The 16,961-nt window shown below is 41.4% G+C and carries 13 protein-coding genes and 2 pseudogenes; 6 read left to right on the forward strand and 9 right to left on the reverse strand.

Going from position 1 to position 16,961, the window contains the following annotated elements:
• Both PE36_RS24815 and PE36_RS22080 read right to left on the reverse strand, forming a co-directional pair.
• Window positions 1-86, reverse strand: a pseudogene (locus PE36_RS24815) (bacterioferritin); the annotation flags it as partial.
• Window positions 87-209: 123 nt separating this feature from the next.
• On the reverse strand, window positions 210-434 hold the full coding sequence (locus PE36_RS22080; RefSeq protein WP_006034333.1) for a hypothetical protein: 225 nt from the start codon (window positions 432-434) through the stop codon (window positions 210-212).
• 153 nt (window positions 435-587) lie between these two features.
• Here PE36_RS22080 and tusA point away from each other — a divergent pair, with 153 nt between their 5' ends.
• The 3 genes from tusA (at window position 588) to glyS (ending at window position 4,033) form a co-directional block, all read left to right on the forward strand.
• On the forward strand, window positions 588-836 hold the full coding sequence (tusA, locus tag PE36_RS22085; protein ID WP_006034334.1) for a sulfurtransferase TusA: 249 nt from the start codon (window positions 588-590) through the stop codon (window positions 834-836).
• 204 nt (window positions 837-1,040) lie between these two features.
• Window positions 1,041-1,952, forward strand: a complete 912-nt coding sequence (gene glyQ, locus PE36_RS22090; RefSeq protein ID WP_006034335.1) for a glycine--tRNA ligase subunit alpha — start codon at window positions 1,041-1,043, stop codon at window positions 1,950-1,952.
• Window positions 1,953-1,960: 8 nt separating this feature from the next.
• A complete protein-coding gene (glyS, locus tag PE36_RS22095) occupies window positions 1,961-4,033 on the forward strand; it encodes a glycine--tRNA ligase subunit beta (protein WP_006034336.1) in 2,073 nt (690 codons plus the stop codon).
• A gap of 144 nt (window positions 4,034-4,177) precedes the next feature.
• Here the strand turns inward: glyS and PE36_RS22100 are convergent, their stop codons facing one another.
• The gene (locus PE36_RS22100) at window positions 4,178-5,587 is read right to left on the reverse strand and encodes a hypothetical protein (protein ID WP_006034337.1); all 1,410 of its coding nucleotides are present in this window, start codon (window positions 5,585-5,587) and stop codon (window positions 4,178-4,180) included.
• A gap of 5 nt (window positions 5,588-5,592) precedes the next feature.
• Window positions 5,593-7,212: an AAA family ATPase gene (locus PE36_RS22105; RefSeq protein WP_006034338.1), complete on the reverse strand. Its 1,620-nt coding sequence runs from the start codon at window positions 7,210-7,212 to the stop codon at window positions 5,593-5,595.
• Between the two features lie 333 nt (window positions 7,213-7,545).
• On the opposite strand from PE36_RS22105, the gene PE36_RS22110 reads away from it, so the two are divergent.
• On the forward strand, window positions 7,546-8,823 hold the full coding sequence (locus PE36_RS22110) for a valine--pyruvate transaminase (protein WP_006034340.1): 1,278 nt from the start codon (window positions 7,546-7,548) through the stop codon (window positions 8,821-8,823).
• A gap of 110 nt (window positions 8,824-8,933) precedes the next feature.
• On the opposite strand, the gene gyrB is transcribed toward PE36_RS22110, so the two are convergent.
• The 4 genes from gyrB to dnaA are packed head-to-tail and all read right to left on the reverse strand — an operon-like array spanning window position 8,934 to window position 14,988.
• Entirely contained in the window at window positions 8,934-11,351 is a 2,418-nt protein-coding gene (gene gyrB, locus PE36_RS22115) for a DNA topoisomerase (ATP-hydrolyzing) subunit B (protein WP_006034341.1), read from the reverse strand.
• A 23-nt stretch (window positions 11,352-11,374) separates the two neighbouring features.
• Complete coding sequence (gene recF / locus PE36_RS22120) at window positions 11,375-12,460, reverse strand: DNA replication/repair protein RecF (protein WP_006034342.1); 1,086 nt, start codon at window positions 12,458-12,460, stop codon at window positions 11,375-11,377.
• Window positions 12,461-12,466: 6 nt separating this feature from the next.
• Entirely contained in the window at window positions 12,467-13,567 is a 1,101-nt protein-coding gene (gene dnaN / locus PE36_RS22125) for a DNA polymerase III subunit beta (protein WP_006034343.1), read from the reverse strand.
• Window positions 13,568-13,605: 38 nt separating this feature from the next.
• Complete coding sequence (gene dnaA / locus PE36_RS22130) at window positions 13,606-14,988, reverse strand: chromosomal replication initiator protein DnaA (protein WP_006034344.1); 1,383 nt, start codon at window positions 14,986-14,988, stop codon at window positions 13,606-13,608.
• Window positions 14,989-15,250: 262 nt separating this feature from the next.
• Between dnaA and PE36_RS22135 the strand changes: the two genes are divergently transcribed.
• Window positions 15,251-16,003 (forward strand): amino acid ABC transporter substrate-binding protein, encoded by a 753-nt coding sequence (locus PE36_RS22135; RefSeq protein ID WP_006034345.1) that lies wholly within the window; start codon window positions 15,251-15,253, stop codon window positions 16,001-16,003.
• Between the two features lie 21 nt (window positions 16,004-16,024).
• Window positions 16,025-16,441, forward strand: a pseudogene (locus PE36_RS24225) (amino acid ABC transporter permease); the annotation flags it as partial.
• 40 nt (window positions 16,442-16,481) lie between these two features.
• Here the strand turns inward: PE36_RS24225 and PE36_RS22140 are convergent.
• The coding region (locus tag PE36_RS22140) for a PLP-dependent transferase (protein WP_006034348.1) at window positions 16,482-16,961 on the reverse strand (480 nt) is incomplete at its 5' end.

Genomic DNA, 16,961 nt, shown 5'->3' on the forward strand with positions numbered 1-16,961 from the left:
GAATGCGTAAAGTACTGATCAATTGCCGCTAATTCATTGTGCAACAACCCATTAAGGGTGGTGATAACCTTGGTATTACCTTTCATAATCAACTCCAATAAACAGATAGTAGAATTAAGCTTAGATAACAATTGAAGTTTTACCATGACAAGAGAGAAAATTAGGAGGGCTAGATAACAACACAGAGGGCGATATACCCTCTGCTACTTTTACTTATTATCGTCGTCATGTTTGACTTTTTCGGCTTTATTTTCAGTATTGTCTTCTTCGACAAAATAATCACTTAATTCGACCCAAACGGCGATCCCAACAATGCTTAATACCCCGAGCCAAGTACCGGTATCGGCAATAGGCACTTCCATAAGCATGATTAATAAAGAAAAAAAAGCGATTGAAGAATATACTTTTAGTCTGCCACTGGCTTGTAGTAACATACACACTCCTTGTTGATGGTTACTTAACGGTGCAAGATAAATGTCACACGGTTATTAACAATTTAACAACATAATCATAATTTACCAATACATAATTACGTTCACTCATTAATATTAGTCTATTTACGTATATTGACCACATAGAGAAACCTGATGAATCCATTATTTTCAAATCCAGAACATGAACTAGATGCCCTTGGTTTACGCTGTCCAGAACCGGTGATGATGGTACGAAAAACAGTAAGAAAACTCGATGAAGGTCAAACGTTATTAATTATTGCTGACGATCCAGCGACAGTGCGTGATATCCCCAGCTTTTGTCAGTTTATGGATCACACCTTAGTGGCCAGCCAAACAGAGCAACTGCCGTATCAATATCTGATTAAAAAAGGCGTAAGCTAGTCCATCGACACACGCGAGTATCACCCCGGCATATTCGCGTACCTCTTATACCCGCCCCACTTTTCTAACCAAGCCTTGCTAAGCAAGTGGAAATACCTGAAAAAACCACCCTAACAAGACCAAATATTGTAATTTATCCTATATTCATATCTGCGCAGCAGGTATACTTTGATGATTATTTCTTTGCTTTATTGTGCAGATATCATGTCAAAATATAATGTTAAAACTTTTCAAGGGCTGATCCTAGCGCTGCAGGATTACTGGGCTCGCCAAGGTTGTGCGATTGTACAACCATTCGATATGGAAGTAGGTGCCGGCACCTCTCACCCAATGACGTTTTTACGTTCATTAGGGCCAGAGCCAATGGCATTTGCTTATGTTCAACCATCACGTCGTCCTACCGATGGCCGTTATGGTGAAAACCCAAACCGTTTACAACACTACTATCAATTTCAAGTAGTGCTTAAACCATCGCCAGCAAACATCCAAGAATTGTATTTGGATTCACTGAAAGAAGTGGGTCTTGATCCATTAGTTCACGATATTCGCTTCGTTGAAGATAACTGGGAAAACCCAACATTGGGCGCCTGGGGTCTGGGTTGGGAAATCTGGCTAAACGGTATGGAAGTATCGCAGTTTACCTACTTCCAAGCAGTTGGTGGTATTGAGTGTAAACCGGTTACCGGTGAAATGACTTATGGGCTTGAACGTCTTGCGATGTATATCCAAGAAGTAGACAGCGTCTATGACCTAGTATGGACTGATGGTCCACTGGGTACCGTTAAATACGGTGACATTTTCCACCAAAATGAAGTTGAACAGTCAACTTACAACTTCGAGCATGCCAATGTTGATTTCCTATTCACGCTCTTTGATGAAAGTGAAAAAGAAGCGCAAAAGCTGCTAGATTTAGAAGTGCCGCTACCACTACCAGCATACGAACGCATTCTTGATGCTGGCCACGCATTTAATATGCTAGATGCGCGCCATGCAATCTCAGTGACTGAACGTCAACGTTATATTCTACGTATCCGTACCCTTTCTAAAGGTGTTGCACAAGCGTATTACGCATCTCGTGAAGCGCTAGGCTTCCCGTTATGCAACAAAGAAAAATAGGAAGTAGCATGGCAACTGAAAATTTATTAATCGAGATTGGTACTGAAGAATTACCACCAAAATCGTTACGCACATTAGCAGAAGCGTTTGCAGCAAACTTCCAAGCGGAACTAAAAAAAGCCGGTTTAGAATTTGCTGACGTTAGCTGGATGGCAGCACCTCGCCGTTTAGCGTTAACAGTAACAGCACTTGCAGATTCTCAAGCAGATAAAGTAATCGAAAAACGCGGTCCTGCGATTTCTGTGGCATTTGATGCCGACGGTAATGCAACGAAAGCGGCGCAAGGTTGGGCTCGTGGTAATGGTATTACTGTTGAGCAAGCCGGTCGAATTAAAACCGACAAAGGCGAATGGCTACTGCATAAATCTGAAGTTAAAGGTCAAGCAACACAAGTGCTTGTCGCAGACATGGTCGCAACAGCATTAGCTAAACTACCAGTAAGCAAACCGATGCGTTGGGGTAGCAGCCCTATTCAATTCATCCGCCCAGTACATACAGTAACGATGTTATTTGGTGATGAAGCGCTTGCAGGTGAGATCTTAGGTATTAAAGCGGCACGTACTATTCGTGGACACCGTTTCCTCGGCAAAGGTGATTTTGAATTACCACACGCTGACAACTACGTTGATCTACTTGAAGATCACGGCATGGTAATGGTTGATTACGCACGTCGTAAAGAGGTAATTCGTCAGCAAGTTATCGCCGCTGCAGAAGAACATGGCGGTGTTGCCGAAATCGACGAAGCCCTACTTGAAGAAGTCACGTCGTTAGTCGAATGGCCAGTAACATTAGTCGGTAACTTTGAAGAACGTTACCTAGACGTACCAGCGGAAGCCCTTATCTATACGATGAAGGACAACCAAAAGTACTTCCCTATGCTAAGTAAAGATGGTGAACTGTTACCTAAATTTATCTTTGTTTCCAACATCATCAGTAAAGATGTGAGACAAGTAATTGAAGGTAATGAAAAAGTTGTACGCCCTCGCCTAGCTGATGCTGAATTCTTCTTTAACACAGATAAAAAACGCACATTAGAAAGTCGTCTTGCTGATCTGGAAACTGTTATATTCCAAAAACAGCTGGGTACGTTAAAAGAAAAATCACAACGTATTTCAGATCTAGCCGCTGCGATTGCAGGTAAGATTTCGGCCAACACTGAACACGCACAACGCGCAGGTCTACTGGCTAAAGCTGACTTAATGTCAGACATGGTGGTAGAATTCCCTGACGTTCAAGGTGTGATGGGCATGCACTATGCACGTAACGACGGTGAAGCAGAAGAAGTCGCAATCGCACTTAACGAGCAATACATGCCGCGTTATGCGGGTGATCGCCTACCTGAATCATTAGTTGCTTGTTCGGTAGCACTTGCTGATAAACTCGATACACTGGTTGGTATCTTTGGTATTGGTCAGATCCCTAAAGGGGATAAAGACCCGTTTGCACTGCGTCGTGCTGCGATTGGTACATTGCGTATCATTATCGAAAAAGATTTGCCTTTAGATCTTGTTGATTTAGTGGATACCGCAAAATTATTATTCGGTGACAAACTATCAAACCAAAACGTATCAACGGATGTTGTTGCATTTATACTTGGTCGTTTCCCTGCATGGTATAAAGATGCCGGTATCAGCGTTGATGTAATTCAAGCAGTACTTGCGCGCCGCCCAACTAAACCGGCTGATTTTGATAAGCGTGTGAAAGCAGTAAATCATTTCCGTGGTTTAGATGCTGCTGCAACATTAGCGGCAGCGAACAAACGTGTTGGTAATATCCTGGCTAAATTTGAAGGTGAACTAAATACAACGGTTGATACATCTCTGCTGCAAGAAGATGCAGAAAAAGCATTAGCCGCTGCTGTTGACGCTAAAGTTGAATTACTCACGCCATTATTTGCCGCGGGTGATTATCAACAAGCATTAACAGAGTTATCTGAATTACGCGATGTTGTAGATACATTCTTCGACAACGTGATGGTCATGGCTGATGATGAAGCGCTTAAGATTAACCGTTTAACATTGCTAAATACACTGCGTAACCAATTCTTAAATGTCGCGGATATTTCTCTATTACAGAAGTAACTGTTAATTAAAATTAGTCTTACGTATAAAAAAGCCAGCATCGATGATGCTGGCTTTTTACTATCAACTCTCTTTTCAACGTAAACATTCACGACACCAACAAACACGGCCATGTAATACAGCATGTTCCACGTGGAACATCGACTATTTCACTTTCTTCAACCGCCCTGTTAGCCCGGCTGAATAACGCCAAACGTGATCAAATATTTTCATTAACTCTGGATTACCTTGCGATGATAATGAAATAGCATGATAGCGATTTTTTTGCGCTTTAATTGCACGTACTTTATCAGCCACATGGGTTGGTAATTTCTGTGCTATAAAATCAGAAATAACGATGGTATCAGCATTTTTATATTGTGCCGAACTCATCAACTCCAGCGATTTTTCAATGACAGGTTGCAAGTCGGTACCACCACGAAAGCTGGATGACAAGAACGTCAGCATGGTTGACAGACTGGTGCTTTGGGTAACCGGAAACGTGATCACCTCATTGGAAAACATCATCAAGTAACATTGACGGCGTTGTTCAAATGCGATCTGTAATAACGCATAACAAATCGATTTTGCCGTGAGTTCGGGAAAGCCATGCATCGATGTTGAACTATCAACACAAATAATAAAAGGTCCGCCAGTTTGCTCATCAGCATCGGTAATATCACGATACTGGGTTACTTTTTTATACTGTTGCAGTGCACCTTGATACTGATAAGTTAATAAATGGCGCTCAATATAACGTTTATAAAAGATGATCTCTAACTCAGGAAACGTTAAGTTAACGGCTTCGGTTTGCAACATTCGTGAGATCTCATCACTGTAAGTCACGCCTTGCATATCATCAGGCACATTATCTTGATAGCTATTATCCAATACCCAGGTTTCATAACTGTTTGGCGTTTCTTCCGGATTAATGTGCGCAAGCGCCATGCGTCCAAGCTCAGAGGCAATTTTTTTAACGTCTTTGTTCTTACGTAAATTAACCGCATAACGTTGCAATAATTTGGTATCCAAATGGGTCAACTTACCTTTCGCCAGATCCCATAAACGCTCGCCATTGCACAGCAGATCACTATCAAGCACATCTTCTAGCTGCTCAATGGTTTCTTCACGTTCGGCTAACTCAATAAGTAACTGTTCTCGTTTCTCTTCAATTAAACGGCTTTGTTCTTGATAAAGCAGTAACTCAATGGCTTGCTGCCAACTATCTAAAAATACCGCAAAGAACACATTATCCGGCATGCTTCTGTTTTGCTGATAGATAGTTAAGCCGGTATTATAAAATGCCGATTCGGCTTTTATCTTACTTAAAATACCTTCAACTTTATTTCTAAAGTTGCTCGGACTCAATAAACGAGCGGTTTCACATAAATGGATCTCATTGCTCAAACCAGCAGGTAATGGCATATCTGCTAATAAGCTCATGATCTGCTGCTTCCAATCATCAATGTACGCCAGCTTAATATCACTGGTGACGCGATCATGGGCGGTAATATCTAACAAGGCATCATCAACTAATTGTTGAATAGCGGGACTGTGATTACGAGAATGAGCCATACCAATTAGCCTTGTTCAAACAAATGCGCAATGGCATTCAAACGGTCTAATAACGATGCTTTGCGTTGCACTAAGTTATTTAGCTCTAATGATAAAGAGCCAAGACTGCTTGCCACATCCTCCATAAAGTCCTCACTGACGAAAATATTATGATTGGTTAAGCTAAACTCGTGCTGGCTTTTTTTCAATTTATCCGCAATAGCCGTGATCTCGTTATCAATCTCAGCTAAAGGTTGTAACCAGTTCTCATCAATATTCAATGCGGCATCAGAGACAATCACAGCAACGGGAATACTCTTATTGGCAAAATTTTGGACCTGCAAATGCTGATTCGCATCCACAGAAAAGTTTAACCACACATCATTACGATGATCATTGACGTAGCCTTTCACTAAACAAGAACCTCTGCGGATCTGTTTTTGAAAATCATCCAGTCCAACATGCACCCATTTTGCCGTTTCTTTTGAGCCCTGCTCTAATACATCGTACTCGCCAAGTAAGGCTATCTTACATAAACCTGGGATACCATTCAGGCTCGAGGTGCGTACGAACTCACGATCTAATTTATAACGTAATTTAGTCAATAACACATCAGCGGTTAAGCGAGTTGCAAAGCGATCAATAAACTCAGTATCGAGTTTAATCAACCGCTTCTTGATACTTGTTAATGCTGAGTTAACTTCATCTTGATCACAAAAACGCTTACTGGCAAATTGGTGCGTGGCTTCGATAATAACGTCACGCGATTCCAGATCATGCCAAATACAATCTTTAAGCACAAATAGATCGGTTTCGGTTACTTCATCTCGACCATTAAAATAAGCACAGGCTTGCAACAGACGCATTGATTTCTTCCAACGTCGATCAGAGACATACACCGACTCTGCAATCATCTCGCCGCTGGTATTACGTTGCTCTAAAAATAATTTAAGCTCGTAAATGATTTCAAAACAATGCTCACTCAGACGTACTTCATTAATCTCATGCTGCCAGAGTTCGAACTCTTCATTGCTGACTTTCATCGATTTCGGCGTGTTTATGCACAAAGGTTTTTGAATTAACATGGCTTTGAAATTACGTTTATCTTGGATAGGCTCTAAATACAAACGGAGTAACATACGATCATACAGCGCTTCTAAACCGGAATCAGCACTGGGTAATTCATTCGATGCCGAAACGAGAACGCGCATTGGCACTTTCTGATGCTCGATACCATTATGGAAGGTACGCTCATTGATCACCGTTAATAAGGTATTTAAGATCGCGGGTCCCGCTTTCCAGATTTCATCTAGGAATACAACTTCCGCTTCAGGCAAATAACCTTTAGTGAGACGTACATATTTACCTTCATCTTTCAGTGCTTTAATTGATAGCGGACCAAAGATCTCTTCCGGTGTTGAAAAACGTGTCATTAAATATTCGAAGTAACTTTCACCTTCAAAAATCTCACTCATACGTTTCGCGATCAAGCTTTTCGCAATCCCAGGCGGGCCTAATAAAAACACACTCTCGCCACTCAAGGCAGCTAATAAACATAATCTTATGGCATCTCGTCGTTCATAAATACCATAAGAAAGATGATCTATTAGTGTTTCAATACGTTCTGATAACAAATTTCTTTGCATAGGAATAAGCTCTTCATGCCTTTTAAAGACTTTTATTGTAATGGTGGAGTTCAACCTTACCTCATCTATCGCGGACAATAAATACATAATTAGTAGACTATTTCTTTTGTTATTACGACTTTATTATTCAGTACTTTTGGCTATAAGCACACAACGTCAATCCGTCTTTTAGATGATGTTCCACGTGGAACATATCACCACTAAAACCCTTTTGTTTCACGTGAAACAAAAGGGTAAGAAAAGTAAATTTGCCGCTCTCGAGCTCTCGACAAGCGCTCAAAGTTCCGCTATGTTGGTTGTTTACCCTTTTAAATAATTACAAGAAGTGCTGATATGGAATTCTCATTGTTTGGTCAAAGATTTACTAAATTCTCAGGCATCACGCAGCTAATGCATGATCTAAATGAAGGCATCCGCAGCGGTGATGATGTCATCATGCTTGGTGGTGGTAACCCTGCTCAGATCCCTGAGATGCTGGCGCGCTTTAACAGTGAAGCACAACAATTATTAAGCAGTGGCGATCTGGTTGCAGCAATGTCCAACTACGATGGTCCACAAGGAAAGAACAGTTTCACCACCGCACTTGCTACATTATTAAATAAAACTTACGGCTGGGAATTAACCGATAAAAACATAGCCCTGACCAATGGCAGCCAAAATGCCTTCTTCTACCTATTCAACTTGTTCGCCGGTGACTTTGCCGGCAATAAGAAAAAGAAAGTATTGTTCCCGTTAGCGCCGGAATACATAGGTTATACCGACACGGCACTGAGCGATGATTTTTTTGAGACGGTAAAACCTAAGATTGAATTACTTGATGATGGTTTATTTAAGTACCATGTTGATTTCGACAACCTGCATATTACCGACGATATTGGTTTAATCTGCGTATCGCGTCCCACTAACCCAACCGGTAATGTATTAACGGATGAAGAAATGCAGCGCCTTGATACGCTAGCCAGACAACATAACATTCCACTGCTGATAGATAACGCTTACGGCACACCGTTTCCAAATATTATATTTGAGCCGGTAGAACCCATTTACAACGACAATACCATCTTATGCATGAGTCTTTCAAAACTCGGCTTACCCGGCACCCGGTGTGGTATCGTGATTGGTAATGAAGAAGTGATTTCCGCTATCTCGAACTTAAGCGGTATTATTAACTTAGCACCCGGTAGCTTAGGGCCAATGCTGGCACAAAACCTGGTTGAGTCTGGTGACATCATTAGCTTAAGTGAAGACGTGATCAAACCTTACTATTATGCCAAAGCACAGCAAGCCGTGACTTGGTTACAAGACAGTATTACCGATGAACGCTTCCGCATTCATAAACCGGAAGGCGCAATCTTCTTGTGGTTATGGTTCAAAGACCTGCCGATCAGCAGCCAAGAACTGTATGAGCGTTTAAAAACACGCGGCGTTCTCATCGTATCGGGTCATCATTTCTTCCCAGGTTTAGATGAAGAATGGCGTCATACCGATGAATGTATCCGCATGAACTATTCGCAACCCGATGATGCGGTACAACGAGGGATCAAAATAATTGCCGAAGAAGTACAAAAAGCTTACGCTGAAATGGTGGTAATAAGTACAGCAACCGTTTAATCTGAATAGCATAAGCCGGATTAAATATTAATGCCATAATCAGCAGATACAAAAAAGGAGCCTCTCGGCTCCTTTTACTTATTCTAAACTATCCATATCAAATAGCGCAATTAGAAATCTAAGTTAGCTACTTTTAATGCGTTTTCTTCAATAAATTCACGACGCGGTTCAACATGATCACCCATTAAGGTGGTGAACAGTTGATCGGCTGCCACAGCATCTTCAATACGCACTTGCAACATACGACGCGTATCAGGATCCATAGTTGTTTCCCATAACTGACTCGGGTTCATTTCACCTAGACCTTTATAGCGTTGGATATAACTGCCACGTTTCGATTCAGCCATTAACCAGTTTAGCGCTTCAACAAAACTGGTTACTTCACGAGTTTTTTCACCACGCTTAATATAAGCGCCTTCTTCAAGTAAATTGGCGATACCTAAACCAGTCAGCGTCGCGTATTCTTTTGACTTAAAGAAACCAGGCGTGAAATCATAGTTATTATCTAGACCATGTTGGCGAATAGCTAATACCGGATAGAATAATTGACTCTCTTCATCTTTAACAATTCGTGCTGAGTACAAGGTACCCGACATTTCTTTCGCGGTTAACGTGGCAACTAGCTCTTCAGCCCATGCCATCGTTAGCGCTTCATCGTCCAGCATCTCAACGGTTAGTGGCGCCTGATAAATCATTTCGTTAGTAAACACTCTTGGTAAACTACGATTTAGCTTCGCCATTAATTTTTCAATCTTACGGTAACCAGTCACTAAACCTTCTAACGCTGCACCTTGAATTGCTGGCGCATCTGGATTAACAAACAAACCCGCATCGTCCAATGCGATCGTGGTGAGGTATTGTGTTAAGTCCGCATCATCTTTAAGGTAACGTTCTTGTTTACCCTTCTTCATTTTATATAGTGGTGGTTGGGCAATATAGATATAACCACGTTCAATAAGTTCCGGCATTTGGCGGAAGAAGAAGGTCAATAGTAAGGTACGGATGTGCGATCCATCGACGTCGGCATCCGTCATGATAATGATTTGATGGTAACGCGTTTTATCTGGATTATATTCATCACGACCAATACCACAGCCCATCGCGGTGATTAAGGTAGCAACTTCTTGTGAAGATAACATCTTATCAAAACGGGCTTTTTCTACGTTTAAGATCTTACCTTTCAACGGTAGAATAGCTTGATTTTTACGATTACGTCCCTGCTTAGCGGAACCGCCAGCAGAGTCACCTTCCACAATATACAATTCAGAAAGTGCCGGATCTTTTTCCTGACAATCAGCCAGTTTACCAGGTAGTCCCGCTAAATCTAACGCACCTTTACGACGTGTCATATCACGTGCTTTACGTGCCGCTTCGCGCGCGCGCGATGCATCGATAATTTTAGTCACCACGGTTGCCGCTTCTTTCGGGTTTTCTAGCAAGTATTCAGCTAATTTTTCACCCATCGATTGTTCAACCGCAGATTTCACTTCAGAAGACACTAATTTATCTTTAGTTTGTGAAGAGAACTTAGGATCAGGTACTTTCACTGAAATAACAGCAGTCAGACCTTCACGGGCATCATCACCTGTTGCCGTCGAAGATTTGGCTTTTTTCAGGAAGCCTTCTTTTTCCATGTAATTATTCAGGGTACGCGTTAACGCACCACGGAAACCAGCAAGGTGAGCACCACCATCACGTTGCGGAATATTATTCGTAAAGCAATAAATAGCTTCTTGGAAACCATCGTTCCACTGCATCGCAACTTCAACAGTAATGCCATCATCACGTTCCACAGAGAAGTGAAATGCGTCTTTATTAATCGGGGTTTTGTTCACATTTAAGTAATCAATAAATGCCTTGATACCACCTTGGTAAACGAAATGATCCGATTTACCATCTTCACGTTCATCAATTAGCTTGATTGATACACCCGAGTTTAAGAAAGATAACTCACGTAAACGTTTGGCTAAAATATCGTAATGGAATAATGTATTGGTAAAGGTATCATGACTAGGCCAAAAACGTAATTTAGTACCCGTGCCTTCGATAACACCCGTCGCAGCCATTGGCGCCTCAGGTACACCGTGACGATATATTTGGTTATGGATCTTACCGTGACGGAAGATCGTCAGTTCCAGTTTTTCTGATAATGCATTTACAACAGAAACACCAACACCGTGTAAACCACCTGAAACTTTATAAGAATTGTCATCAAATTTACCACCTGCATGCAGTACCGTTAAGATAACTTCGGCAGCAGAGACACCTTCTTCTTCATGAATATCAACCGGAATACCACGACCGTCATCGCTAACAGATACAGAACCATCGTCATGTATTGTCACTACAATATCGGTACAATGACCCGCTAATGCTTCATCGATAGAGTTATCAACAACCTCAAATACCATGTGATGTAAACCTGAACCATCATCAGTATCGCCAATATACATACCGGGGCGCTTACGCACCGCGTCCAAGCCTTTCAGTACTTTAATACTTGAAGAGTCGTAATTATTTTCAGACATAGTTAGCTCTCGCGCCTTTATATTTAAAATTCAATTAATTTGCCATGTTCCACGTGAAACATTTTACAGTCCTCCGTTAAGAGAGCTGTTACCTGACTTTTATCAATAGCCGTAACAAATACTTGAGCCTTACTCTCAATCAGATACTGCGCCAGCAACTTCCGTTTACTGTCATCAAGTTCTGAGGAAAAGTCATCGATTAAAAAAGTGCATCGCTTGTTGCTGTGCTGACTTAAAAAAAGTCCCTGACTTAATCGCATTGCGCACACGGCCAATTTAAGTTGACCTCTCGATAAAATATCGTGTGCCGGTACTCCGTTCGCTCTAATTCGGATATCCGCTTTTTGCGGACCTAAGCTAGTGTAACCTAACTGTTGATCGCGCATAAAATTTTGTTTTAATAATGCTGCTAACTCGATATCGCTATCCCACCCTTGGTGGTAGCGAATATCAAAGTCATATTCGGGTAAGAAGTCTGCCAAGGCAGATTTAATGATCGGATTAAGCTGTTCAAGATAACGTCTACGCATCTGCGCAATAATAGTCCCTTGAACTGCAAACTCCTTATCCCAATATGCTAGCTCAGCATAACGTTTGCCCGATTTTAAAATAGCATTACGCTGTTTTAATAATCGCGTTAGTTTTGCCCACGTCGCAAAAAATTCAGTTTCCAGGTGGAACACCCCCCAATCAACAAATTGTCGACGTAATTTAGGGCCACTTGAAAGTAAGGTAAAGCTTTCTGGGTGAATTAATTGGAGCGGTAATATCCCCGGTAACTCGGCAAGTCGTTCTGCTTTTTGTCCGGCAATTTTTAATTCAGTATCACTGTTTTTTGATTTTTTTAACCCAATAGTGGTGATCCGGTCATCGTTTAATCGTTGCTGACATTGTGAGAATAAAGTGAAATCCTTCTCACCATGTTGAACAACGCGACTGGTTAAGTGAGTGCGAAAAGAACGCCCCAATCCTAAATAATGAATCGCTTCTAATACACTCGATTTACCACTGCCATTGTCACCCAGAATAATATTAATACCCGCACCCGGTTGCATGGATGCCTGTTTAATATTTCTAAAATCAGTGAAGTTTAGCTTAACCAGTCCCATCTAAACTTATAACCGCATTGGCATAACAACATACAGCGCTTGATCAGATTGTTCATCTTCGATCAACGCACTGCTGTTAGCATCTGATAACGATATTTTAATTTTTTCACATTTAAGTGTATTCAGTACATCTAAGACATAACTTACGTTGAAACTGATCTCTAACTCATCATGTGCAAACGCCACATCAAGTAGCTCTTCCGCTTCTTCTTGCTCTGGGTTGTTCGCCGTGATTTTGAGTAAGCCCTGATTCATATTCAACCGTACACCACGGAATTTTTCATTCGATAAAATAGCCGCACGTGAAAATGCTTGTTTTAATTCTTCACGACTTGATATTAACATCTTATCGGCATTTTTTGGTAATACCCGACGGTAATCAGGAAAACGACCATCAACCAATTTACAGGTAAAAACAAAACCGCTGGTAATAGCACGAATGTTATTCGACCCTAATTGGATCTTAACCATGTCTTCTTCACTGTCTAACAAGCGCACTAACTCTAATACACCTTTACGCGGCACAATCACTTGTTGTTGCTTTAAGTTTGCATCATGCTCACAGCTTGCCACTGCCAGACGGTGGCCATCGGTAGCCACGGTGCGTAATATATTGCCTTCCGTTTCAAACAACATACCGTTGAGATAATAACGAACATCCTGACTGGCCATAGAGAACTGAGTATTATCAATCAATCGACGTAATGAACCTTGTAGCAGTTCAAATTCAATATCGTTATCCCAATCTTCAATATTTGGAAATTCGGTTGCCGGTAATGTAGATAATGAAAAACGACTGCGTCCTGATTTCACCACAATACGATCATTCGCATAACTCACTTGAATTTGTGCACTGTCCGGTAAACCACGGCAGATATCCAGGAGTTTTTTCGCTGGTACCGTGGTGCGCCCTTCAGTGAACTCACCTTCAAGAGTAACTTGACCAATTAATTCAACTTCCAGATCGGTACCGGTTAACGTTAACTTACCCTCTTTGGCATCAAGCAACACATTACCTAAAATCGGCAGCGTTGGGCGATTACCCAAGGCACCCGATACCAACTGTAGCGGTCGTAATAATGCTTCGCGATTAATTGTAAACTGCATGTAATATAACCTTTTTTACGACGATTCTTACGACGCTTTTACGACGATAGGGTTCTAATCAAATTAGAGTAATCTTCTTTAATATCGTGATTTTCTTCTTTTAGTTGCACGATCTTACGACAAGCGTGTAATACCGTAGTATGGTCACGACCACCAAACGCATCACCAATTTCCGGTAAGCTGTGATTGGTTAATTCTTTGGCTAATGCCATCGCCACTTGACGCGGTCTGGCAACAGAGCGACTACGACGCTTAGATAATAAATCTGCCATTTTAATCTTATAATACTCAGCCACTGTCTTTTGAATATTATCAATCGTCACTAACTTTTCTTGTAGCGCTAATAAGTCTCGTAATGCTTCACGAACAAAATCAATATTAATAGCCCGACCCGTAAAGTTAGCATTGGCGATCACGCGATTCAATGCCCCTTCCAGTTCACGTACATTTGAACGTAAACGTTTGGCAATAAAGAACGCCACTTCATCGGGTAAATGAATGTTACTTTCAACCGCTTTACGCATTAAAATGGCAACGCGGGTTTCCAGTTCTGGTGGTTCAATGGCAATGGTTAAGCCCCAACCAAAACGCGATTTCAATCTATCTTCAACGCCGTCAATCTCTTTTGGATAACGATCAGACGTTAAAATGATCTGTTGGTTACCTTCAAGTAAGGCATTAAAAGTATGAAAAAATTCTTCCTGTGAACGTTCTTTCTTGGCAAAAAATTGAATGTCATCAATCAATAACGCATCAACGCTGCGGTAATAATTTTTAAACGCTTCAATGGCATTGTTCTGCAGAGCTTTCACCATGTCCTGAACAAAACGTTCGGAGTGCATGTAGATCACTTTGGCATTGGGTTTTTGCGCTTTAATACCATTACCAACCGCGTGTAATAAATGCGTTTTACCTAACCCTGTGCCACCGTATAGAAATAACGGGTTATAAGCACCACCCGGATTACTCGCCACCTGCTGGGCGGCTGCACGTGCTAATTGGTTTGACTTACCTTCAACAAAGTTCTCAAAAGTATAAGTCAGATTAACATTACTACGGTGATTGATGGTTGGCTGTTGTGGTGAACTCGATTCCCACGGATCGGTTTGTGGGAAGCGCATGACTTTGGCAGCCACCACCCGATCAATCTTAGTTGTCGTTTGCGTGATTGTCGTTGGTTTACCACCGATATCGAAACGCAAGATAGGCGCGTCAGCACCACAAAATTCATCAAATAATGCGGTGATGGAATTAAGGTACTTATCACGAACCCAATCAAGAACAAAACGGTTCGGAGCATACAAGGTGAGAGTACTATCGGTAAGTTCGGCTTTCAGTGGGCGTAACCACATACTGAATTCAGTAGCAGAAAGCTCATTTTGTAAGCGCGAAAGGCATTGCTGCCAAAGAGAAACTGACACTCTCCACACTCCAGATTAATTATAAAGAATAATGGATTATTTTACTGCTAATTGTGCATAAGCGCTAGCATGAATAAACAGTTATCCACACAAAAGCAAAATAAAAACCAATAAGGAGCCAATACATATGAAAAAATCGGTAAATATAATTAATCACACTATCTTTTAGCAATTACTTATAACTAAACGCTATTTATAATTCATTTTACATTAGAATATCATGCACCCATCAAACATATAATTTGCATCATCAGGATGGACCATGAAAAAACTATTATTAGCAGCAGCAATGCTTGTAAGCACGACATTAACCAGCGTGGCATATGCACAAGAAACAATTAAAGTCGGCATGTCAGGTAACTACTTTCCGTTCACTTTTTCAAAAAATGATCAACTCCAAGGTTTTGAAGTGGATTTATGGGAAGAGATCGCCAAGCGTAATGATTCAAAAGTAGAATTCATCACGGTTAATTTTTCCGGTCTATTTGGGATGTTAGAAACAGGTCGTATCGACACGATTTCAAACCAAGTAACCATTACCCCTGCACGTACCGCCAAATATGCATTTAGCCAAACTTACGTGTATGACGGTGCGCAAGTCGTAGTGAAAAAAGGCAATACCGAAATTAACGGTATTAGCGACCTAGCAAACAAAACCGTGGGCGTAAACTTAGGCTCTAATTTTGCTGATTTATTACGCAAATATGATACTAATAACAACATTACCATCAAAACCTACGACACAGGTATCGAACGTGATGTAGCATTAGGCCGTACCGATGCGTTTGTGATGGATCGCTTATCATCACTTGAATTAATTAACAAATCACCATTACCGTTGCAACTTGCAGGCCCAACGTTTGAAACGATCGAAAATGCAATGCCATTTTTGAAAACTGAAAAACAAGAAGAACTACGCCTAAAAGTGAATGCAATTCTGGATAGCATGCGTGCAGATGGCACACTAGCTGCAATTTCAGAAAAATGGTTCTCAACGGATATCACTGTAAAATAAATGCAATTTAATTTTGAGTACATGCTAAACCTGTTCCCGATACTGCTTAAGTATTTGGGAACAACCATGCAGATGGCACTGATTGGTGTCGTCTTTGCCCTGATAATAGCCATTGGCTTAGCGGTGGTACGCACGTTCAAAGTGCCTGTACTCAATCAATTGGCCATGTTATTTATTTCTTTTTTTCGTGGCACCCCGCTCCTTGTCCAGTTATTTTTGCTGTATTACGGTCTGCCGCGCGTATTCCCAATATTGATCCACATGGATGCCTTTACCGCATCCGTGATTGGCTTAACCTTGCACTTTGCCGCTTACAAAGCAGAAAGTATTCGCGCCGCTATTATGGCGGTGGATAAATCCCAGATGGAAGCCGCACTCAGTATCGGTATGACCACGAGTCAAGCGATGCGCCGTATCGTGCTGCCACAAGCGGCACGTATTGCCACCCCATCATTGATGAATTATTTTATCGATATGATCAAAAGCACATCCTTGGCGCAACAGGCAGTGTTAAGGTACGGTTATCACCTAAATGTGTCGCGCAAATTACCAGTTTCAGTTCATTCAAGAATTGGCAGCAATCCAAGCCTTCTTTTAAGTCTAAACTTAACATTGACCCAGATGCACGAAATAGTGATTTAGCACGGGCATATTCAGGATGTGATTCCAGACCTGGATAATAAACACGTTCAACTTTTGGATGATTCTCTAACATTAATGCTAAAGCCAATGCCGAACTTGACGATTGTTTGACACGCAGCGCCATTGTTTTTGAGCCTAGCGCTAATTGGCCAGCCGCTTCAGAACTCAGGCAAGCGCCCATGTCACGCAGGCCTTTCTTCTTCATTTGCGCATAGCCCCACATAGCAGGATCACCTTTACGGTACGCTTCAAAGATATTTGGATAGTGTGACCAATCAAATAACCCCGTATCAGTGACAGAACCACCGATAACATT

The organism is Moritella sp. PE36 (assembly GCF_000170855.1).
Classification (GTDB): Bacteria; Pseudomonadota; Gammaproteobacteria; order Enterobacterales; family Moritellaceae; genus Moritella.